A 21,600-nucleotide genomic window follows, 5' to 3' on the forward strand; every position below is an offset into this window, starting at 1 on the left:
CTTTAATGAGGGCTTATTTCATATTTACTTCCCAAAACGTTTGCGATATCCACATTTCCTGCAAAGTTCTTCAACCGCAACTCTTTTCGAAAATCCATCGACAATGTTTGTTGCCCTTTCACCTTCAATAATGTTAGAAAATGAATCATTATTAATATTCCCAAGGTTAATAATCCCTTCACCATCTAAACAACAAGGAATAACTGTTCCATTCGCTAAAATACCCGCTTGATTACGAAGTCCATGACAGAATCCTTTCCCATCATCCTCTTCCTCATGTAATGCTGGCCACTGGAATTCATAGTCTTGATTAATAAAGACACGTTCTGCAATTTTTATACCTTTTCCTGGTGTAAGCTTCTCTTCAATTTGATAAGCTAGATCAAATTCATTTTCAATTATAGATAATAACTCTCTATTTTTCTGGATTTCAGCATTTGTTTTATTATCCTGAGTTAAATTCCATAACCTTAACGATACAATTAAATCTGATTGACTTGTCGCTTCCCTAATGAAGGAAAGTATACTCCTTACATAGCCCTCTTTATCTTGCGAACCTGGATGTCCATCAAAACTATGCAGTGAAAAATTCATTTGTCTTAACGCAGGCTTATTTAACAGCCTATGTCTTCTCTTATTAATTAACGTTCCGTTCGTTGTAATATTAACTTTAAATCCTTTTTCATGACTTAAGTCTAATAGTTGATCTATTTTCGGATGGAGCAACGGCTCACCCTTCACGTGCAAATAAATGTAGTCTGTGTGAGGTTTAATTTGGTCTAATCTTTTAGCAAAATCCTCCACAGAAATGAATTGCTTCTGCCTTTCCGTCGGCGGACAAAAGCTACACGCAAGATTACATACACTCGTAATCTCCAAGTAAAACTTCTTAAACTTCTTCACCTTTAATTCCTCACTTCTCTAACTACTTATACTTTTTCCTCTTCATATTACAGCATATTTTTATGGAAATAGAAACATACTTATTTTAGGAAATCTACACACCATCTAATAATATTTAAAAGACCATCGGTAATTTTTGTCCAATGGTCTTTTTATCCTTTTATATACAAAGAATAAATTTATTTATGATACGGCTCATCGTAACTATTCTAAATAAGGTTATTTTTTATTATTTTCATAATTAAATTTAACAAAAAAGGTAGTGCCTTCCGATCCTGTTTGAATTTCTATTTTTGCATTATGGCGGGCAGCAATGGCATAACATACACCTAACCCCAATCCAGTTCCATTATCTTTGGTCGTGTAAAACGGCGTACCCAGTTTCTCTAATACTTCAGGCCTGATACCTTTTCCTTGATCCCGCACTGCAAGCACCACACAATTTTGACCTTCCTTGTAAGTGCTAATGGTTAGAACTTTCCCTGTATTCATCGCTTCTAAGCCATTACGATATAGATTCATTAATAATTGCCGTATCTCATTACGATTTAAAAGTAATTCTGGAATGTCATTTGTATCGACTTGAATATATTTATTTTGATTGTACGTATCAATCTTTATTAAAGGAATAATATCGCGGATAATTGAATTTAAATCTAACATCTGCAAATCCAATTTCCTTGTATTACCCATTGAGAGAAATTCAGTAATAATAGAATTGGCACGGTTAAGTTCTTCAATCATTAAATGAAAGTACTTATTATGTTTCTCATAGGTATTCTCTTCTTTTAATAACTGTAAAAATCCCAGTACTGTTGTCATTGGATTTCTAATTTCATGGCTGATACCTGCTGCCATTTGCCCTATTAAATCTATATTGGATAATCTTTTCAATTCCTGTTCATATTTCTTTTTTTCCGTTATGTTTTTAAAAATACAACAAATACCATCATCATATGGGTATGCAATAACTTCGTGCCAATATTCATCTGCAGTAGAAAGAAATTCGAAATGAACTGTAGTTCGCTCTGACATCGCACGATGAAATTCCTTATACATAACTGTTTCAATTTCACTCGGGAAAACATTCCATATATTCTTTCCTAATACATCTTTTGCTGTTTTTCTTTTCGGAAAATATTGGTGCTTATTTACGTACGTAAATTCCCATTTATTATTTAAAATAAAAAATCCATCCGTAATACATTCAATCACACTTGTAACTTTTTCATTAGCAGCAGCTAGCTCTCTCGTTCGCTCTTCCACTATGCTCTCTAGTTGATCCATATACAACAAATTCGAAAACGTAGGGGCTGTGGCATCAACGATAGATTTTGCTAGTTGAAGTTGGGAATCATCATAATTGTGAGCTTTTCCTTCTTTGCCAACGACTATTACCCCTAATACTTCTCCCATTGAAACCAATGGAATCATCAATAGACCCTTACTATCTATATTTTTTGTTTGAATAACCTCTTGGATCTTGGCTTCATAGCTTTTCTCTGTCCAATCCGCTTCTGTCCAATGACAGTCCTTACTTAATTTCGTTGTTTTAATTGTTGTTTTGTCTAGCGGATCTAGAAGATGAGCAGTCATATTTTTACTCTCTAAAATCTGTTCTAGGTAAAAAAAGCATTTATCAAAACTCTCCTGTATCGAGGAACACATCGATAAATCACGTGTAACATTTAGTAACAGTTGTTTCTCAGCAATAAGGTTTTCCTTTTGTTTTAAATTATTTGCGTTTTGAATTGCAACCGCAGCCATATTTACATAAGCTTCAACACTTTGAATTTCTGAATCTGTTAAGTTCATCGGAATTCCATAATCAAATAAAAAAACCAGACCAAATAACTCTTGCCCAAATGAGATAGGCAGAGCTAATAAGGACTTAATTTTGAATGCATTAACCGGTCTCGGATCTGGTCGATGATCCTTTGAGGTATCAGGAATATAGATGGTTCTTTTCGTTTCAATAACTTCTTTTGCCAGTAAGTCTATTTCAGGATCAATTACTTGAGTATCGAGCGTTACACCATTTATAGTCTCTGGTTTTCCTGCAAACCCTCTAAATGTTCCATCTTCCTGGGGTAAATAAATTCCAACAGCGTCGCACCTAACAATCTCCTCTGATATCGCCATTGTCACACGCTGCAATACGTCACGTAGTTCTAATTTCGTATTTATTATTTTTGTTATATTCGCGAGCCTAGAATATCTCGTCTGATCACTTACCATTCACATAGCCTCCAGTTATAGGCATAATAAAATAAATATGATAATATCAGTGTTTTATATAGAATACATTACTTATGATACGGTTCCCCACGATTAATCCGAAACGCTCTATACACTTGCTCAAGCAACACTAATCGCATTAATTGGTGTGGTAATGTCATCTTTGAAAAAGAAAGTGATTCATTTGAACGCTTCATCACTTCTGAGCTTAGTCCAAGTGATCCACCAATTACAAATGCGACTTTACTCTTTCCGTATGTAGCAAGGCGATCTAGACTTATCGCGAATTCTTCTGATGACTTTTGCTTTCCTTCTATAGCTAATGCAATCACATGTGTGTCATCAGAAATTTTATCCAGTATACGTATACCTTCTTTTTCCTTTACAATTAACATTTCTGCTTCACTTAAATTTTCTGGCGCCTTTTCATCAGGCAATTCAATTACTTCTACTTTTGCGTATGCAGATAATCGTTTTAAGTATTCTGCTATACCTTGTTTCAAATATTTTTCTTTTAATTTCCCAATTGAAATAATCGAGATATTCACACGTATCCTCCACCTTACAAACATGTTATCCACAAAACTTATCCACATATCCACAAATACTACCCACATATTGTGTGAGAATCTGTGTTCGATACAACATATGTCGCCTCATTTTGACAAAATTCACATGTTTTTTTCTCTTTTTCCGAGTTATCCACATTGTTGATAACTGGCGCAACTTCACACTCATCCACAATAATATCTAACGCTAATTCAACATGCTCTAAACAACAAGGTAAATTCATTTTCTTCACCTCACTTTTCTACAATAGAAAACAGGAGGTAGGCCCTCCTGTTTTTAATACTTTTGAATGCCTAATTTCACTGTTGTTGTTACTCTTTTTGTGCCACGATAAAACGTAAGAGTCATTTTATCATTAATTTCCTTATCATATAAGGCCGTACGGAATCCAATAATATCGCGAATCGGTTTTCCATCTACCGCCACAATAACATCATGTTCTCTTAAACCAGCATCCGCACCTGGCGAAGGACTTTTCACATCCAAAATACAAACTCCCTCTGTTACAGTACCTGGTAAATGTAATGTTTTTGACCAATAATAGTTTGGAATTTCATTTAATGACCTAAGTTCAATCCCAACATATGGTCTTCTTACTTTTCCATACTTCTCAAGTTCATTCATAATCGGAACAGCTCTAGTCACCGGAATAGCAAGGCCGATTCCTTCTACTTCTTTTGCAGCAATTTTCATTGAATTAATACCAATTAATTGTCCTGCTGCATTTACAAGCGCACCGCCACTATTCCCCGGATTAATCGCTGCATCTGTTTGTAACACTTCTACTTGCCAATCATAATGTCCATCTTGATCTAAATCTACAGGGACAATACGTTCATTAGCTGAAATAATACCTTGTGTAACTGTTCCAGAAAATTGCAGTCCAAGCGGGTTTCCAATCGCAATAACTGGCTCTCCTCTGCGAACAGTATTAGAATCGCCAATTTCAATTATTTTTTTCACATGCTTTGCATCTATTTCTAATACAGCTAAGTCTGTGACTACATCGGTTCCTAATACTTTTCCAGGAACCTTCTTACCGTCACTTAGACTTACTTCAATACGATTCGCTCCAGCTACAACATGATTATTCGTTACAATATAAGCTTGACCATCTGTCTTTTTATAAATTACTCCTGATCCTGTACCGGCCTCTGAATCTGCCTCTGAAAAGTTATCTCGTTGAATGTTAATAACACCCACAACAGCTTCAGATGCACGATCAACAGCATCTACAAAGCTAATCTGTTTAATCCCTTGAGTTTCGGCCATATTACTTCCGCTTGCTTCAGCTTGCGGAAGCGTATCAGCAGAATTTGAAAATAAAGGCGCTCCAAACGCGAATAAAGAAGCTCCTACAATTGTTCCCGCTATACTAGAAAGAACTATACCTTTGTGCTTCTTTTTTCCTGCACGTTTCATACGATAATTTTCTTCATCAATAAAGGACATATTTGTTCACCTATCTTCCTGAAAACAACTATATTCACCTTTATTGTTTACTAAAATGAAGAATTATACGTATTGAATTTTTGTAGGCATTTTTGGATCTGTATCGTGAATTTCAAAGGATTCACCCACTCCAAATCCTTTTTCCTCTAGTACTTGTGATACTGACATACGCGCTAGTTCTTTCATGTTATTATCTAAGCTTAAATGGGCTAAATAAATATGCTTTGTCTCATCTGTAATTACATCTGCCATCGCTAATGCAGCATCCTCATTACAAACATGCCCAACGTCACTTAAAATACGTCGTTTAATGCTCCATGGATAACGTCCCATACGAAGCATTTCTACATCATGATTACTTTCAAATACGAAAGCATTAGCTCCCTTAATAACGCCTTTCATACGGTCACTTACGTATCCCGTATCTGTAATAAGCGCTAACTTCCTATTATTGTTATGGAAAGCATAAAACATCGGTTCTGCCGCATCATGAGAAACTCCAAATGACTCGACTTCAATATCACCAAAGGTTTTCACATCACCAACTGAGAAAATAAACTTTTGTTCAGTTGGGATATTTCCTATTAAATGTTCCATTGCATTCCATGTTTTCTCATTCGCATAAACAGGTAAATCATATTTACGTGCCAGTACACCTAAACCTTTAATATGATCACTATGCTCATGCGTTACAAGAATACCTGATACATCATTTATATTCAGTTCTGCTTGTTTAAATAAAGCCTCTGTTGCTTTACCACTTAAACCTGCGTCGACTAGTAATTTTTTTTCATCGGTTCCTACGTATAGCATATTTCCTGTACTTCCACTTGCAAGTACGCTAAAATGCAACCCCATTCTTTCTCACTCCAGTATGTTCATCAACCACTTGATTTTCCTTTTCTCCTAATTCCATAACTTGTCCTTCAATTGCATTCACAAAGAAGTCCTGCTTCTGCTCCGTTTTCAAATTCCACGTTGGAGCCAGTACTTGGTTATTAGAAGTAGATGCGGTAAGAGTGGCATAACCAATTTGCGCTTCTTTAACATGCGTATTTCCATGAATTTTATTTTTTAAATACAAATTTTCTAAAGCTGTTTGAGCCGTAATAATTTCTTGCTCTTTCGTTTTTTCACCTTCGCCCATTTCTTTTAAATCAGTTAGCATTGTCTGCGTATATGAAACAAGTTCATTTTTTTCATTTAATTCCACAACAATCATCGCCTGATTATTATAGAAAATAGGCTTATCTTTATATTTTTGGAAGAAATAAATTTTAGAGTCTTTCACCGCTCCAAATTCATACTTTTGTCCATCCAATACATAGTTCTTCAAAAATTCATTATACTTATCTTTTGATAATGATTTCGTATTTAAAAAAGGCTCTTTTAGCTTACTTTCTATCTTGTACATATTTTGTATATGCACCGTTTGATTTTTCAAAGACTGTATATCTTCTTCTTTAAAAGCTTTATTTTCTGCTCTAATAAATGACTCTTTTTTCGGTTCTTTAGGGATATTTCCCATCGTAATTTTGTTTGCTTTTAATTCTTGATCTATCTTTGTTTCTGCAATAAGCTCCAATTGATTACTATCTTGCTTTTGAATGAATTGGAAAATGAGAAAGAGGTCCAAAACAAAAAAGGTCACAATAAATATGGTTTTAATCCGATCCCAATCCATTTAGTCCTCCCTCACTCCACTCATAGATTTTCTGTTTACCTGTTTCATCTTCAACAAGCTTTACATACCAAATTGGTTGTAATCGAACTACTTGTCCATCTAGTGATAACTTGTATCCAATACTAATATCCTTAATTACTTGTTTCTTTATCTCTGGATTATTTTCTAGGGATGCTATTACAACATGCCCTGACGGAAGAGTAACCTTCTGTTCTATACCTTTAGTATTTAAAGACAGCAACGGTCTTTCATATTCCATTACTTCTTCTGATCCCCATATTTGTCTCAATTCAGCTAATCCATCTTCATTGAATACTGAATATCCATCTTCATTTAAACGAAATACTGTCTCTCCTTTATTCATATAGTCCAAACGATATGAATCCAAACTTCCACTGTGACCACTTACGAATTCAAAGCTTTTTTGTAAAAGCATTAAATTATCTATCGTTTTCTCAGTTAAGACAGAAGAGTTTTTATACTTTAGCATGTGACGATCGTTTTCAATTTCCATGGATCTAATACCATCTGTAAATGTTTCTTTCGACATCTCGGTAATCGGACTTAAATAACGAGGATCACTAAACAGAGCATTCTTAAACGTATCAACTGCTAAATTAGATGAAATATATGTTATATTGTTTAACTCTGTCGTTCCATCTGGTAAAAATAACTTTTTCATATCATTAAGTTGATAATCAAAATAAGGCTTTGCTGATACTATAAATTGATTTTGGGCATTTACAATATCTTTTAAATACACGCCACTTAATTTTGCCTCGTATATTTTAAAGTTATCACCATCAGAAACAAAGTTAATTTTAATTTCTTGATCCTTACTTCGAGAAGGATCGAGGAGAATACGATTAAAATGTTTAGGCTTATCTGTACTCTTCTCTTTCATGTTAAACATGGATTTTACTGCATCAAATGGGATATCGGTAGGGAAAACAAGTTCAACTTTCCCTTCACCATGCACATATGAAAGGAAATCACCCTTAGTGATTGATATCTCTTTAAAATCATGTAGTTCCCCTACTTCCAGAGGCTTATAGATTGATTCTATATCTGCCTCTCTTCTGCTCCCATAATGATTTTTATCTTTATGCACGATGATAGAAGTAGGACGGACAACATCGGAAATTTTAGTTTGGTTCATTCCTTCATTTCCCTGCACAAATTTCGCGTTTTGCATGGATGTAGAATCTGGCACATACGTCCATAGGTTAAAAGTAAGAAATAGGCTAATTACAACTAGGTTAATTAAAACTATTGTTTTAAAGTTTTCCATACTCATTCCCAATCGTCCTCTTCATCTGCTGCCATTGGTAACGTGAAATAAATAGTTGTCCCTTTTCCTTCTTCACTCTTCGCCCAAATAGAGCCACCATGTGCCTCAATCATTTCTTTTGCAATTGCTAATCCAAGCCCAGTACCACCCATTTGTCTTGAACGAGCTTTATCTACGCGATAAAAACGTTCAAAGATTTTATCAACGTTTTCTTTTGGAATACCCATTCCTTGGTCACTTACACTAATTTCTAATAAATCACCGCGATCACGTAAACGATATGTTACTGTTCCACCTTCTGGTGAATACTTTAATGCGTTAGAAATAATGTTATACAGCACTTGAGTAATTTTGTCAGTATCCATATCAATAAATCTAGATTTCTTAGAGAAAGATCGTTTGAAACTTACATTTTGCTCTTTAGACATTTCAAAGCGATCAATAATATTATTAAAGAAATCAGTAAAGTCGACCCATTCTTTCATTAAACGATGCTCTGTACTATCAAGTTTAGATAGCTGTAACAACGCATTTACAAGTCTAATCATTCTTTCTGTTTCTTCTTGTGTAACCGTTAAAAATTGTGGTGCAATATTTGGATCCTGCCATGCTCCATCTGTAAGTGCCTCTAAATAACTGCGCATCGTCGTTAATGGCGTCCTTAATTCATGAGAGACATTCGCCACAAACTCACGGCGTTCCCGTTCTATACGCTCCTGCTCTGTTACATCATATAGTACAGCAATTAAGCCGTTTGCCTTCCCTGTTTCTTTTTGAATAACAGAGAAACTAGCACGTAAAATATATGGTTCGTTTCTCGTACTAAAATCTAATAAAACAGAATCTGGCTCTTCATATAAATGATCGAGCGTAAATTCTTCCTGTATCCCTAATACCTCTAAAACAGATTGATCGAGCGCTGTTTCACGAGAAACATTTAACATCTTTTCCGCAGGATCATTTAGTAAAATAATATCCCCTTTTCGGTCAGTAGCAATTACTCCATCTGTCATATGTGATAAAACAGATGATAATTTACGCCTTTCACTTTCTGTAGAAGAACGAGCTTGTTGTAATTTTTTTGATAAATTATTGAAGGATAATGCCAGTTGTCCAATTTCATCATGGCTATGCACTTTTACTTTTCTCGAATAATTTCCTTTTGCCATTTCGATTGCTTGTCTCCGCATATCTGAAATTGGTCTTGTAATTGTTTGAGCCAATAAAATCCCAAGTACGGCCGTTACTAATAAAGCAATTACTGTTCCCGTAGCAAAAATTTGATTTATATCCTTCATTTGTTTATATACATCTTCCATAGATGCCACAATGTAAATAACACCAAGCGCATCCTTACCGTTATCATCTAGAATCGGAGTAAGCATAACTTGAACACGATGACCTGTACTACCATCCTTCTCAATTTTCACTTCCGGCTTTTTTTGTACTAACACTCGCTGAACAGCTATATCAGTTGATGTTCGATTCACCTTATTCTGCTTTGATTCATCTGAAATAGCCAGTAACTTTCTGTGCGAATCAAATACACTTACCTCTTGTATAACTTTCTTCTGATCAGAGGCAAATTTTCGAATTGAAGTTTTAATCGTTTCATCTGTTGACTCTGTTTCTGCTTTTGTATAACTTTTTTTAAACTCTTGCTTCAAATTATATGATAATAAGTTTGTTTGCTGCGTTAAAGAATCCCTAAAACCTTGTACTAAACTCTTCTCTAATTCCCTTACGAAATATACTCCAATAACTTGCATCGCTATTAATATTAATAGCATATATATAAGCACAAATTTTAAATGAATAGATTGAAAAAAACCAACTTTCTTCATATACTATTCCTGCTCTGGGTCACGCAAGTAATACCCTACTCCACGTCTAGTTACAATTAAAGTAGGATGGCTTGGATTATCTTCAATTTTTTCACGCAAACGACGTACTGTAACGTCTACTGTGCGCACATCTCCAAAATAGTCATAACCCCAAACTGTTTGTAATAAATGTTCGCGTGTCATAACTTGTCCTAAATGTTTCGCTAAATAATGTAGCAACTCAAATTCACGATGTGTAAGCTCGATATTTTCCTCGCGCTTCGTTACACTATATGCATTTGGATTGATCACAATTGGTCCAATAACCATTTCTGTATTTTCTTCTTTTTCCGCAGCACCACCTTGTTGATGGCGGCGTAAATTCGCCTTCACACGAGCAAGTAATTCCCTCGTACTAAATGGCTTCGTTACATAATCATCTGCCCCAAGCTCGAGCCCTAATACTTTATCAATCTCAGAGTCCTTTGCTGTAAGCATAATAATCGGCATTTCTGAGCTTTTACGTATTTCACGGCAAACCTCTAAGCCATCTTTACCTGGTAGCATAATATCTAATAAAACCATATCTGGTTGCTCTTCATTAGCCTTTTCAATTGCTTCATCACCATCATGCGCCATTACTATTTCAAAACCTTCTTTTTCTAGGTTAAACTTCAAAATATCTGCAATCGGCTTTTCATCATCAACTACTAAAATTTTCTTTCCCATCATCGTCTATTTCCTCCTTATAAAAATATGGTCAATAATCCCTAAACATATTGATGTTTACATAGTATGTCCTATATGACCGCATCCTTTGTTTAAGTATTTTCTCCTCTATTCTCATAGACTCATGTATGATCCACTTTTACACGGCATCCTATACGATCTATAGAAAAACCTCTAGCTTCAACTGCTAGAGGCTCCTCGTTCTATTTTAAAATAACTACTCAGTTTTGTAAAATTACATAAATAAAAAGGATATTAAGTGGGCCCACTTAATATCCTGAGAGTGGCTCGGGACGGAATCGAACCGCCGACACGAGGATTTTCAGTCCTCTGCTCTACCGACTGAGCTACCGAGCCAAAACTATATATAAAACCACTAATGGTGGTATAAACAAAAGTGGCGGTCCCGACCGGGGTCGAACCGGCGATCTCCTGCGTGACAGGCAGGCATGTTAACCACTACACCACGGGACCAAAAATAAGCAAAAAAAAACATGACCCGTACGGGATTCGAACCCGTGTTACCGCCGTGAAAGGGCGGTGTCTTAACCACTTGACCAACGGGCCACGAAAAATAAAATGGTGAGCCATGAAGGACTCGAACCTTCGACCCTCTGATTAAAAGTCAGATGCTCTACCAACTGAGCTAATGGCTCATACTCACCAACGTCATATTTTCGTGACGACAAGATGTATCATAACATGTATTCTGTATTTATTGCAATACTTTTTTTGTTTTTTTATAAAAGAATAAGAAAAAAACTCATGCAGACATGAGTTTTTTTTCAAAAAATGTTAATTAAGCTTCGTATACGTTACGTACAATATTTGTTTGGTTACGATCTGGTCCAACTGAGAACATAGATATTTGAATTCCTGTTAACTCAGAAACACGTTCTACGTATTTTCGTGCATTTTCAGGAAGTTCATCTAATGATTTTACACCAGTAATATCTTCTTCCCAACCTGGAAGCTCTTCATATACAGGCTCACATTTCGCTAAAATGTTTAAGTTAGCTGGAACTTCATCAATAACTTCGCCATTGTATTTGTAAGCTACACAAATTTTAAGAGTTGGAATACCTGTTAAAACGTCGATAGAATTTAATGATAGATCCGTTAAACCACTAACACGACGTGCATGTCTTACAACAACGCTATCGAACCAACCTACGCGGCGTGGACGACCAGTTGTCGTTCCATACTCGCGACCAACTTCACGAATTTGATGACCAATTTCATCATGAAGCTCAGTAGGGAATGGACCATCACCAACGCGGCTTGTATATGCTTTACATACACCTACAACGCGAGTAACTTTCGCAGGACCAACTCCAGTTCCAACTGTTACACCACCAGCAATTGGGTTAGAAGATGTAACGAACGGGTACGTACCGTGGTCAATATCAAGCATAACACCTTGCGCACCTTCAAATAATACACGGTGATTATTATCTAATGCATCATTTAATACAACAGACGTATCACATACATATTGCGCGATTTGTTGCCCGTACTCGAAGTACTCTTCGAAAATTTCTTCTACAGTGAAACCTTCTGTATCGTACATTTTTTCAAATAAACGATTTTTTTCTACTAAATTGCGCTCAAGCTTCTCTTTAAATGCTTCACGGTCTAAAAGATCAGCCATACGAATACCAATACGAGCAGCTTTATCCATATATGCAGGACCGATACCTTTTTTCGTTGTACCGATTTTGTTATCACCTTTACTTGCTTCTTCTAACTCATCTTGTTTTAAGTGGTAAGGTAAAATAACATGTGCACGGTTACTTACACGTAAATTATCAGTACTTACACCACGATCGTGTAAGTATTTTAACTCTTCAAGTAATGCTTTTGGATCTACTACTAATCCGTTTCCGATTACACAAATTTTCTCTTTATAGAAAATACCAGATGGAATTAAGTGTAATTTATATTTAACTCCGCCGAAAACAATTGTATGTCCCGCGTTATTTCCACCTTGATATCTTGCAACTACTTCCGCATGCTCAGAAAGAAAATCAGTGATTTTACCTTTTCCTTCGTCGCCCCATTGTGTTCCTACAACTACTACTGAAGACATTATTAAAGCACCTCCGCAATTTTCAAACGATCTATTCAAACAATATAATTGTACCAAAACCGAAAGAGAAGTCAACCGAAAAGCGAACATTTTTTCACAAAAAAACATTTTCGTTCGTAAGAATTATATATTTAACTTATGAAAGCCTTATCTTTCTTATAAAAAAAAAGAAACACATCTTATTATAAGAAATGTGTTTCTTTTTTATACTGCCTTTATGCCGGTGGAGCATGTCCATCCTCAAAACGACGTTCTAAGTTAACGAACTTATTGAACTCTTTGACGAATGCAAGTTCCACTGAACCTACTGGACCGTTACGTTGTTTTGCAATAATAATTTCAATTGTATTTTTGTTTTCCGTTTCTCGATCATAGTAGTCTTCACGATATAGGAAAGCTACAATATCAGCATCCTGCTCAATACTTCCAGATTCACGAATATCAGACATCATCGGGCGTTTATCTTGACGAGATTCTACACCACGAGATAACTGTGATAAAGCAATAACAGGCACTTGCAATTCACGCGCAATCCCTTTTAAGGTACGAGAAATCTCAGATACTTCCTGCTGACGGTTTTCTCCTGATTTCCCACTTCCTTGAATAAGCTGCAAATAGTCAATCAAAATCATACCAAGACCTTGTTCTTGCTTTAATCTACGGCATTTTGCTCGAATCTCATTTACTTTAATACCTGGCGTATCATCAATATATATACCAGCATTTGAGAGACTCCCCATTGCCATTGTTAATTTTGCCCAATCATCGGAAGTTAATGAACCAGTACGAAGTCTTTGTGCATCAATATTCCCTTCTGCACAAAGCATACGCATAACAAGCTGATCAGCACCCATCTCCAAACTAAAAATCGCTACATTTTCATCCGTTTTCGTCGCTACGTTTTGTGCAATATTTAATGAAAATGCCGTTTTCCCTACTGATGGACGTGCTGCCACGATAATTAAATCATTTCGTTGGAAACCTGCTGTCATCTTATCTAATTCAGTAAACCCAGTTGGTATCCCAGTAACTTCACCCTTTTGATTATGCAAAAGTTCAATTTTGTCATAAGCATCTACAAGAACATCTTTAATGTTTTGGAATGCTTTTGCATTCGTTTGATGGGATACTTCTAATATTTTTTTCTCAGCCTCGTTTAAAAGACCATCCACATCATCTTCTCTCTCGTATCCATCCGATACAATATGAGTCGCCGTGCGAATTAAACGACGTAAAAGCGCCTTTTCAGCGATGATGCGTGCGTAATATTCTACGTTAGCTGCAGTTGGCACAACTTCTGCTAACTCTGCTAAGTAAGAAAACCCACCAACCTCTTCTAGTAACCCTTGATCAGCCATTGCTGATGTCATCATTACTAAGTCGATCGGCTCTCCCTTATCAGATAGCCCAAGCATGACTTCAAAAATCTTTTGATGTTTCGTTCGATAGAACGAATCAGGTACCAATAACTCTGATGCTGAAGTTAACGCATCTTGATCAATCAATATGGCCCCTAAAACCGCCTGCTCAGCCTCTATATTATGCGGAGGGGTACGATCAGCAAGTACATCACTCATACGCAATCCTCCTTGCTTAATTTATTTTTATTGTTCACTAACATGAACTTTTACTGTTGCTGTTACTTGTGGATGCAATTTCACAGTAACGTTTGTATAACCTAGCGCACGGATTGCATCGTCCATTTCAAATTTACGTTTATCAAGTTTAATCTTGTGTGATTTTTGCATTGCATCTACGATTTGTTTGCTTGTGATAGAACCAAATAAACGGCCACCTTCTCCAGATTTCGCCTTTAATTCTACAGTTAATTTCTCTAAAGTCTCTTTTAACTCTTTTGCATTTTCAAGCTCTGCTGCTGCATCTTTTTCTTCTTTACGCTTTTGAGCTTCTAAAGTTTTCATACTGCTATTTGTTGCTTCAGCAGCTAATCCTTGTTTTAGTAAGAAGTTATTTGCATAGCCATCTGGTACGTTTTTTACTTCTCCTTTTTTACCTTTACCTTTTACGTCTTTTAGAAAAATTACTTTCATGATTGTGTGCCTCCCTGTAAATAGTCATCAATAACAAATCGAAGCTTCTCCTCAGCTTCATCTACTGTAACATTTTTCATCTGTGTGGCTGCATTCGTCAAATGCCCGCCACCGCCTAAGTTTTCCATAATTAGCTGCACATTCACTTCACCTAAAGACCTGCTGCTAATTCCAATGAGATTCTCGCCACGTTTCGCAACAACAAATGATGCAATAATCCCTGTCATCGTTAATAACGTGTCTGCCGATTGCGCAATAAGCACTTGATCGTAGTAATCATCACTATCAACTTTAGCAATCGCAATTCCATTTTTATAAATGTACGCATTTTTTATAGCTTTTGCAACCCGTAAATACTGATCCATATCTTCCTTTAAAAGTTCTTGTACAAGTACAGTATCTGCACCATGTGAGCGTAAATAAGAAGCAGCATCAAATGTACGAGCCCCTGTCCGGAATGTGAAACTTTTCGTGTCGACAATAATACCCGCTAACAATGCCGTCGCTTCTAACATTGTCATCTTTAAATTTTTAGGTTGATACTCAAGTAATTCTGTAACCAATTCTGCCGTTGAAGAAGCATATGGTTCCATATAAACTAGCAATGGGTCTTCAATAAAATCTTCTCCACGGCGATGATGATCAATAACTACTACATTTTCAATTTTATGTAACAGTTTTTGCTCCATCACCATAGAAGGTTTATGCGTATCGACAACAACAAGTAACGACTCATCATTTGCAAATTCCATCGCTTGCTCTGGAGTAATAAAATGAGACCATAACTCCTCATTTTGTTTCACTTTGTCCATCAAACGCTTAATTCCTTTATCGGAATCATTTTCATCTAACACAATATATCCTTTACGCTCATTTAATTGAGCCACTTTTAAAATACCAATCGCAGCACCAATTGCGTCCATATCGGGAGCCCTATGCCCCATAATAATGACATTACTACTTTCTAATACTAAATCCTTTAACGCATGCGAAATGACCCTGGCGCGTACACGGGTACGTTTTTCAACCGGATTTGTCTTACCTCCATAGAACTTAACTTTACCTGTCGCTTGTTTAATAGCTACTTGGTCTCCCCCACGCCCAAGCGCAAGATCTAAACCAGATTGAGCCATTGCTCCAAGCTCTGATAAAGGTAAATCACCTGATCCGACACCCACACTTAATGTAAGTGGTATATTCCTTTTAGATGTTTCTTCACGCACCTGATCTAAAATGTTAAATTTCCCTTTCTCCATCTGCGTCAAAATACTTTCATTTAGCACAACGAAGAATCTTTCTGAAGATGCACGTTTTAAATAAGCACCATACTTAAGTGCCCATTCATTTAGTCGCGATGTCACAAGACTTGTTATATTCGTACGTAATTGATCATCTAATCCTTGTGTAACTTCATCATAATTATCCAAATAGATGACAGCTAAAACAGTCCTTTGATCCTCGTACATCTTTTCGATTTCTGTTTGTTCCGTTACATCAAAGAAATAAATTAACTTTTCTTCTTTCCTTACAAAAACGCGAAACTTTCGATTATTTAAAGAGACTATATCATCAGAAGTTTCTCCTTTAATGAAAAGAAGTAATGTTTCTGATACATCGTAAAGGTGCCATCCAGCTAATGCGTGCTGTCCCAGACATGAAGATAAATAAGGATTTGCCCAATCAATCCCATAATCCTTATTGTATAACAAAATACCAATCGGCATTTGGTTAAATGCTTCATTACTTACTTTCTTTACTCTTGTAATCATATCTGTCGTATGCTTTTCGAAATTCCTTTGAAAATTAAGTTCAAATCGTATAACGATAAAGAATACGATACAAAAAATGACGAAAGCAGCTATACCCATAATTAAATGAAAATAACAGAGAATTGAAATGAGCACAAACACAAAAAATGCCAATACATAAACAGGATATAAAAACCACTGTTTCTTATCAAATTCAGGCATGTATACAACTCCTATAAAGTAAAACTAACTTACCTTCCAGTTAGTTAAACAGATTAAAATAGTATAAGGAATATTATTTTATCCCCCTATTTTAGAACGCAATGAAATCCCTAAGTCAATTATACCTAAGATTGTCACAAGAGGAAACAGCATCGGAATAAACATGCATGCAATAAAACTAATAATAGGAACCCCTTTAGTAAAACCTTTTCTATACGCTAAAAAGGCGATAAATGTCAGACCTTGCAGTACAAGCAATAGCGCAAATATGACATTTAGGTTAGAAAATACCATATGTAAATATGATGTTGGTTCTACTTTTATAAAAGTTGCTAACAAAATAAATATAACGTAATACCAAATGATACTCTTTGGTAATTGTATATCTTTAAATTTAGGCCAAGATATAACTTCATGTTTTAACTTTTTCAAAACACTACCTGATATTATCACTGTAATCCAAGAAAAACATACTGAAACTAGCACAAGTATACTTGGAAGTAACGATTGTAATATATCATTCATTTGTGCAAGTAGCTCTTTTTGTTCCTTACTAATCGGCATACCTGTAGCACTTACTATCTTTTCGCTTTTCGCCATACTTTCACTAAACATACTTTGCATTTGCTTCATTATATCTATGTTGAAAAACTTTATACTCGCAACATAAATAAGTACAAAACCAATTAAGTATGCAAGCGTCCCCGCTATTAAGATTTCAACTGGCTTTTTTCTTGTTTTATACATATATCCTAAAACAATCCCTATCAATCCAAACATAATTGTCTTCACTAAATTCAGCGGTTGGCTCACAATAATAGTAACAAAAAGTGCTGCTACAAAAACCACGAGCACATTAGATAGTTTATGTCTTATCATTAATAGTATAAATGGTAACGGCAACGCAAAAGTTACAACTGTACCCAAAATCGGAACATACATAGATATAAGCAATAAAATTGCATATATAGCTAATAATGCTGCACCTTCTGTAATAAACTTTGTTTGTTTCACATTTTAACCTCTCTTTCAAAAAGAAAAGCATAGCAAAATGCACAGTAGAGTCCGACTCTACTGTGCATTTCATACGCTATTATTCACCAACATATGGTAAAAGTGCCATTTGACGAGCACGTTTAATTGCAACTGTAAGTTTACGTTGGTATTTTGCGCTTGTTCCTGTTACACGACGAGGTAAAATTTTACCACGCTCAGAAACGAAACGTTTTAATAAATCAACATCTTTATAGTCAATGCGAGTGATGCCGTTAGCTGTGAAGAAACACACCTTACGACGTTTCGCACGTCCACCTTTGCGTCCTGCCATGTCTATTTCCCTCCATTCTTTGTTAAAACTAACAAATTTACTGTATTAGAACGGTAAATCGTCGTCGGAAATGTCGATCGGTTGACCTACATTTGAAAATGGATCGTCATTCTTCGTAAATCCAGAGTTACCTTGGTTACCTGAATTACTAGATTGACCAAATGGGTTAGAGCCTTGGTTACCGAAACCAGCTCCTGATGGTTGCTGATTAAATGAACCACGTTGCTCCCCACCGCCATTACGCGGCTCTAAAAATTGCACGCTTTCCGCAAGAACTTCTGTTACGTATACACGTTTACCATCTTGTCCCTCGTAATTACGAGTTTGAAGACGCCCATCTACGCCTGCTAAGCTACCTTTTTTCAAATAATTTGCTACGTTTTCTGCTTGTTTACGCCATATTACACAATTAATAAAGTCAGCTTCACGCTCACCTTGCTGATTGGCAAATGCGCGATTCACAGCTAACGTAAAAGTAGCTACTGCGACACCATTGGGCGTGTAACGTAAGTCAGGGTCCTTAGTTAAACGACCAACGAGGATAACACGATTCATCAATCGAACCACTCTCCCTTATATATCAATTATTTTTCTTCTTCTTTAACAACGATATGACGAAGGATGTCTTCGTTGATCTTAGCTAAACGGTCGAATTCGTTAATCGCTTCTGCGTTAGATTTCACGTTTAAGATCATGTAGAAACCTTCACGTAAGTCGTTGATTTCGTAAGCTAAACGACGCTTACCCCACTCTTTCGTGTTAATGATTTCTGCACCATTGTTTGTTAAAACACCTGCAAAACGTTCAACTAAAGCTTTTTGAGCTTCTTCTTCAACGCCAGGACGAATGATGTACATAATTTCGTACTTTCTCATTACACTTTCACCTCCTTTTGGTCTAAACGGCCCGTAATGGGCAAGGAGCAATTAATTTATAGTAATTACTCACGAGTTTAGATTATATCATAGTAAGTTATATGAATCAACTCACCAATACATAAAAAACTTGGCAAACATATAATATATTTGCCAAGTTCATATCTTTATTTTTCCTAGGAAATATTAAATTAAACGTTAAAACGGAAGTGCATAACATCTCCGTCTTTTACGATATATTCTTTTCCTTCTAAACGTACTTTTCCAGCTTCTTTTGCAGCTGTCATAGAACCGTTTGTCATTAAATCATCGTAAGAAACTGTTTCTGCACGAATAAATCCACGCTCAAAGTCTGTATGAATAACACCAGCACATTGTGGTGCCTTCATTCCTTGTTTAAATGTCCAAGCACGTACTTCTTGAACGCCAGCTGTAAAGTACGTAGCAAGTCCTAATAGGTCATATGCTGCACGAATTAATTGATCTAAACCAGACTCTTCAATTCCTAATTCTTCAAGGAATACTTTTTTCTCTTCTTCGTCTAATTCAGCGATTTCTGATTCAATTTTTGCACATACAACGATTACTTGAGAATTTTCATTTGCTGCAAATTCTTTTACCATTTGTACGTATTTATTTTCCGAAGGATCGATAATATCGTCTTCACTTACATTCGCTACGTATAACATTTCTTTTGTTGTAAGTAAATGAAGGCCTTTAACAATCTTCATCTGCTCTTCTGTAAATTCAACAGTACGAGCTGGTTTTCCCTCTTCAAAAGCTTCTTTTAAACGAACTAAAATTTCATGCTCATATACCGCTTCTTTATCTTTTTGTCTTGCTAATTTCGCAACACGCTCGATACGCTTATCAACAGACTCTAAATCCGCTAAAATTAGCTCTAAATTGATTGTTTCAATATCATCAATTGGATCTACTTTCCCTGAAACGTGCGTAATATTTTCGTCTTCAAAACAACGAACAACTTGGCAAATTGCATCTACTTGACGAATGTGAGATAAGAATTTATTTCCTAAACCTTCACCTTTACTAGCACCTTTTACGATACCTGCAATATCAGTAAACTCGAATACAGTCGGAACAGTCTTTTTCGGTTCTACTAATTCCGTTAATTTATTTAAACGCTCATCTGGTACTTCTACAATCCCTACGTTTGGATCAATTGTACAGAATGGATAGTTCGCAGATTCTGCTCCTGCTTGTGTAATTGCATTAAATAAAGTGGACTTCCCTACGTTAGGTAATCCAACAATCCCAGCCGTTAATCCCATATTTTTCACTCCTATGTCTCAATCTTTCATCATTATAGATAGTAACGAAAAAAATGACAAGTTTCCGCCAAACGAAAAAAAGTAACAGTTACCTACTGTAACTGTTACTCTCCCTCTATTCTTCGTGCTTCACAAGTATTTTTTTCACCTTACGATCAAACTCTCTTCGAGGAATCATTACTGAATGGTCACACCCCTCGCACTTAATGCGGATATCCATTCCCATACGAATAATTTTCCAACGATTCTCGCCACATGGATGGGCTTTCTTCATTTCCACAACATCATACAAGTTATATTCCTTTTGCTCCATTCTCCAAACTCCTCTCCATACTAAATTGCTTTTCCACTAACTAATTCTTCACGATTATATAAAACCATACGTGGATATGGAATTTCAATTCCATGTAAATCAAGACGATTTTTAATCTCTTTACGAAGTGCCCTTGCAATAACTGCATGTTGCATCGGTTCTACTTCAGCAATAACACGTAATATAACTTCTGATGCAGCTAATGTTTGCACACCTAATAATTGAGGTGTTGTTACCATTTTTTCGTACTTTGAAGGTAATTCTACTAATAAATCTTCAATAACTTGCTCTGCTTTCGCAATATCAGCCTCATATGAAATAGATACATCAACAAACGCTACACTATTACTAACTGAGTAGTTAGTAACTTGAATAATACTTCCATTTGGTAAAGTATGAATTTCACCTGTCCAACTCTTTACTTTCGTTGTACGAAGTCCAATTTCTAAAACGACTCCTTCAAATTGACCGATTTTAACATAATCGCCAACTGAAAACTGATCTTCTAACAAAATAAATAAACCTGTAATAACGTCTTTCACTAAACTTTGAGCACCAAATCCGACTGCTAAACCAATTACCCCAGCACCCGCTAATAAACCTGATGCATTAATATCAAACACACCTAAAATCGCAATTAGCATAATGAACATAACAACGTACGCTACAATATTTTCAAGTAATTTCGCTACTGTAACTGTACGACGTTCTGAAATTTGAATTGGAGAACGACTCCCCATACGAAACGCATTTCGTACAACCGCCCTTGCAATTCGCACAACAACTGCACCAATTGTTAAAATAATACATATTTTTAATGTCGCCACTCCAATATGAGCCCAACGATCAGCATCTAATAAATACTGTTTCATAGAATTAAACCACTTCGCTAATAAATCCATGTACCTCTACCTCTCTAGCTAAAATTTCTTTTTAGTTACCCTTATTATTGTATCAGAAGTCCCCTAATTGCTGAAAAAATTTTATGATTTT

The 21,600-nt window shown here is 35.8% G+C and carries 21 protein-coding genes and 4 tRNA genes; all 25 read right to left on the bottom strand.

Annotation, left to right across the window (positions count from 1 at the left end; genetic code table 11):
- Nucleotides 1-24 precede the first annotated feature (24 nt).
- The 25 genes from ACX9TM_RS27525 to ACX9TM_RS27645 all read right to left on the bottom strand — a co-directional run bounded on the left by ACX9TM_RS27525 (nt 25) and on the right by ACX9TM_RS27645 (nt 21,509).
- Complete coding sequence (locus ACX9TM_RS27525; RefSeq protein WP_000713630.1) at nt 25-903, bottom strand: radical SAM/SPASM domain-containing protein; 879 nt, start codon at nt 901-903, stop codon at nt 25-27.
- A gap of 219 nt (nt 904-1,122) precedes the next feature.
- Nucleotides 1,123-3,141, bottom strand: coding sequence for a GAF domain-containing sensor histidine kinase (locus tag ACX9TM_RS27530; RefSeq protein ID WP_065381951.1), 2,019 nt, complete (start codon nt 3,139-3,141; stop codon nt 1,123-1,125).
- 68 nt (nt 3,142-3,209) lie between these two features.
- A complete protein-coding gene (gene rlmH / locus ACX9TM_RS27535) occupies nt 3,210-3,689 on the bottom strand; it encodes a 23S rRNA (pseudouridine(1915)-N(3))-methyltransferase RlmH (protein ID WP_001027000.1) in 480 nt (159 codons plus the stop codon).
- Nucleotides 3,690-3,748: 59 nt separating this feature from the next.
- Nucleotides 3,749-3,934 (bottom strand): CxxH/CxxC protein, encoded by a 186-nt coding sequence (locus ACX9TM_RS27540; protein WP_001052827.1) that lies wholly within the window; start codon nt 3,932-3,934, stop codon nt 3,749-3,751.
- A 53-nt stretch (nt 3,935-3,987) separates the two neighbouring features.
- Nucleotides 3,988-5,163: a S1C family serine protease gene (locus tag ACX9TM_RS27545; RefSeq protein WP_000008033.1), complete on the bottom strand. Its 1,176-nt coding sequence runs from the start codon at nt 5,161-5,163 to the stop codon at nt 3,988-3,990.
- Between the two features lie 63 nt (nt 5,164-5,226).
- Nucleotides 5,227-6,021 carry an MBL fold metallo-hydrolase gene (locus ACX9TM_RS27550; protein WP_000522837.1) on the bottom strand — a complete coding sequence of 265 codons (795 nt, stop codon included), beginning with the start codon at nt 6,019-6,021 and terminating at the stop codon, nt 5,227-5,229.
- Nucleotides 6,005-6,847: a two-component system regulatory protein YycI gene (locus tag ACX9TM_RS27555; RefSeq protein ID WP_000383740.1), complete on the bottom strand. Its 843-nt coding sequence runs from the start codon at nt 6,845-6,847 to the stop codon at nt 6,005-6,007. Before ACX9TM_RS27555 ends, ACX9TM_RS27550 begins: the two co-directional genes overlap by 17 nt.
- Nucleotides 6,828-8,144, bottom strand: a complete 1,317-nt coding sequence (locus ACX9TM_RS27560) for a YycH family regulatory protein (RefSeq protein WP_065381950.1) — start codon at nt 8,142-8,144, stop codon at nt 6,828-6,830. Before ACX9TM_RS27560 ends, ACX9TM_RS27555 begins: the two co-directional genes overlap by 20 nt.
- Nucleotides 8,141-9,982, bottom strand: a complete 1,842-nt coding sequence (walK, locus tag ACX9TM_RS27565; protein ID WP_000755367.1) for a cell wall metabolism sensor histidine kinase WalK — start codon at nt 9,980-9,982, stop codon at nt 8,141-8,143. Before walK ends, ACX9TM_RS27560 begins: the two co-directional genes overlap by 4 nt.
- Nucleotides 9,983-9,985: 3 nt before the next feature.
- Nucleotides 9,986-10,693 carry a cell wall metabolism DNA-binding response regulator WalR gene (gene walR, locus ACX9TM_RS27570; RefSeq protein ID WP_000971865.1) on the bottom strand — a complete coding sequence of 236 codons (708 nt, stop codon included), beginning with the start codon at nt 10,691-10,693 and terminating at the stop codon, nt 9,986-9,988.
- Between the two features lie 281 nt (nt 10,694-10,974).
- A tRNA-Phe gene (locus tag ACX9TM_RS27575) sits at nt 10,975-11,047 on the bottom strand.
- A 41-nt stretch (nt 11,048-11,088) separates the two neighbouring features.
- Nucleotides 11,089-11,164 (bottom strand) — tRNA-Asp (locus tag ACX9TM_RS27580).
- 21 nt (nt 11,165-11,185) lie between these two features.
- Nucleotides 11,186-11,257 (bottom strand) — tRNA-Glu (locus tag ACX9TM_RS27585).
- 13 nt (nt 11,258-11,270) lie between these two features.
- Nucleotides 11,271-11,346, bottom strand: a tRNA-Lys gene (locus tag ACX9TM_RS27590).
- Between the two features lie 143 nt (nt 11,347-11,489).
- Nucleotides 11,490-12,779 carry an adenylosuccinate synthase gene (locus ACX9TM_RS27595; RefSeq protein ID WP_000100238.1) on the bottom strand — a complete coding sequence of 430 codons (1,290 nt, stop codon included), beginning with the start codon at nt 12,777-12,779 and terminating at the stop codon, nt 11,490-11,492.
- 215 nt (nt 12,780-12,994) lie between these two features.
- Nucleotides 12,995-14,356 (bottom strand): replicative DNA helicase, encoded by a 1,362-nt coding sequence (gene dnaB / locus ACX9TM_RS27600; protein ID WP_065381949.1) that lies wholly within the window; start codon nt 14,354-14,356, stop codon nt 12,995-12,997.
- Nucleotides 14,357-14,383: 27 nt separating this feature from the next.
- Complete coding sequence (rplI, locus tag ACX9TM_RS27605) at nt 14,384-14,830, bottom strand: 50S ribosomal protein L9 (RefSeq protein ID WP_000864228.1); 447 nt, start codon at nt 14,828-14,830, stop codon at nt 14,384-14,386.
- Entirely contained in the window at nt 14,827-16,800 is a 1,974-nt protein-coding gene (locus tag ACX9TM_RS27610) for a DHH family phosphoesterase (protein ID WP_063219897.1), read from the bottom strand. Before ACX9TM_RS27610 ends, rplI begins: the two co-directional genes overlap by 4 nt.
- Nucleotides 16,801-16,878: 78 nt before the next feature.
- A complete protein-coding gene (locus ACX9TM_RS27615; protein ID WP_000814840.1) occupies nt 16,879-17,814 on the bottom strand; it encodes a YybS family protein in 936 nt (311 codons plus the stop codon).
- Between the two features lie 79 nt (nt 17,815-17,893).
- Nucleotides 17,894-18,127 carry a 30S ribosomal protein S18 gene (gene rpsR, locus ACX9TM_RS27620; protein ID WP_000918873.1) on the bottom strand — a complete coding sequence of 78 codons (234 nt, stop codon included), beginning with the start codon at nt 18,125-18,127 and terminating at the stop codon, nt 17,894-17,896.
- Nucleotides 18,128-18,172: 45 nt separating this feature from the next.
- Complete coding sequence (gene ssb, locus ACX9TM_RS27625; protein ID WP_000981966.1) at nt 18,173-18,685, bottom strand: single-stranded DNA-binding protein; 513 nt, start codon at nt 18,683-18,685, stop codon at nt 18,173-18,175.
- A gap of 26 nt (nt 18,686-18,711) precedes the next feature.
- Nucleotides 18,712-19,002, bottom strand: coding sequence for a 30S ribosomal protein S6 (gene rpsF, locus ACX9TM_RS27630; protein WP_001233778.1), 291 nt, complete (start codon nt 19,000-19,002; stop codon nt 18,712-18,714).
- A gap of 191 nt (nt 19,003-19,193) precedes the next feature.
- Nucleotides 19,194-20,294 (bottom strand): redox-regulated ATPase YchF, encoded by a 1,101-nt coding sequence (gene ychF, locus ACX9TM_RS27635; RefSeq protein ID WP_000524657.1) that lies wholly within the window; start codon nt 20,292-20,294, stop codon nt 19,194-19,196.
- A gap of 115 nt (nt 20,295-20,409) precedes the next feature.
- Nucleotides 20,410-20,607: a DUF951 domain-containing protein gene (locus ACX9TM_RS27640; RefSeq protein WP_000435485.1), complete on the bottom strand. Its 198-nt coding sequence runs from the start codon at nt 20,605-20,607 to the stop codon at nt 20,410-20,412.
- A gap of 20 nt (nt 20,608-20,627) precedes the next feature.
- Complete coding sequence (locus ACX9TM_RS27645) at nt 20,628-21,509, bottom strand: mechanosensitive ion channel family protein (RefSeq protein WP_000364814.1); 882 nt, start codon at nt 21,507-21,509, stop codon at nt 20,628-20,630.
- Between the last annotated feature and the right edge of the window lie 91 nt (nt 21,510-21,600).

Source organism: Bacillus sp. LH1, assembly GCF_057924895.1.

What these genes read in the sequence shown, in the direction of transcription:
- rplI (WP_000864228.1), bottom strand. Translation starts at nt 14,830, where the DNA reads ATGAAAGTAATTTTTCTAAAAGACGTAAAAGGTAAAGGTAAAAAAGGA.
- rpsR (WP_000918873.1), bottom strand. Translation starts at nt 18,127, where the DNA reads ATGGCAGGACGCAAAGGTGGACGTGCGAAACGTCGTAAGGTGTGTTTC.
- ACX9TM_RS27550 (WP_000522837.1), bottom strand. Translation starts at nt 6,021, where the DNA reads ATGGGGTTGCATTTTAGCGTACTTGCAAGTGGAAGTACAGGAAATATG.
- walK (WP_000755367.1), bottom strand. Translation starts at nt 9,982, where the DNA reads ATGAAGAAAGTTGGTTTTTTTCAATCTATTCATTTAAAATTTGTGCTT.
- ACX9TM_RS27640 (WP_000435485.1), bottom strand. Translation starts at nt 20,607, where the DNA reads ATGGAGCAAAAGGAATATAACTTGTATGATGTTGTGGAAATGAAGAAA.
- ACX9TM_RS27645 (WP_000364814.1), bottom strand. Translation starts at nt 21,509, where the DNA reads ATGGATTTATTAGCGAAGTGGTTTAATTCTATGAAACAGTATTTATTA.
- rpsF (WP_001233778.1), bottom strand. Translation starts at nt 19,002, where the DNA reads ATGAGAAAGTACGAAATTATGTACATCATTCGTCCTGGCGTTGAAGAA.
- ACX9TM_RS27530 (WP_065381951.1), bottom strand. Translation starts at nt 3,141, where the DNA reads ATGGTAAGTGATCAGACGAGATATTCTAGGCTCGCGAATATAACAAAA.
- ACX9TM_RS27555 (WP_000383740.1), bottom strand. Translation starts at nt 6,847, where the DNA reads ATGGATTGGGATCGGATTAAAACCATATTTATTGTGACCTTTTTTGTT.
- walR (WP_000971865.1), bottom strand. Translation starts at nt 10,693, where the DNA reads ATGATGGGAAAGAAAATTTTAGTAGTTGATGATGAAAAGCCGATTGCA.
- ACX9TM_RS27610 (WP_063219897.1), bottom strand. Translation starts at nt 16,800, where the DNA reads ATGCCTGAATTTGATAAGAAACAGTGGTTTTTATATCCTGTTTATGTA.
- dnaB (WP_065381949.1), bottom strand. Translation starts at nt 14,356, where the DNA reads ATGAGTGATGTACTTGCTGATCGTACCCCTCCGCATAATATAGAGGCT.
- ACX9TM_RS27540 (WP_001052827.1), bottom strand. Translation starts at nt 3,934, where the DNA reads ATGAATTTACCTTGTTGTTTAGAGCATGTTGAATTAGCGTTAGATATT.
- ACX9TM_RS27545 (WP_000008033.1), bottom strand. Translation starts at nt 5,163, where the DNA reads ATGTCCTTTATTGATGAAGAAAATTATCGTATGAAACGTGCAGGAAAA.
- ACX9TM_RS27595 (WP_000100238.1), bottom strand. Translation starts at nt 12,779, where the DNA reads ATGTCTTCAGTAGTAGTTGTAGGAACACAATGGGGCGACGAAGGAAAA.
- ACX9TM_RS27560 (WP_065381950.1), bottom strand. Translation starts at nt 8,144, where the DNA reads ATGAGTATGGAAAACTTTAAAACAATAGTTTTAATTAACCTAGTTGTA.
- ychF (WP_000524657.1), bottom strand. Translation starts at nt 20,294, where the DNA reads ATGGGATTAACGGCTGGGATTGTTGGATTACCTAACGTAGGGAAGTCC.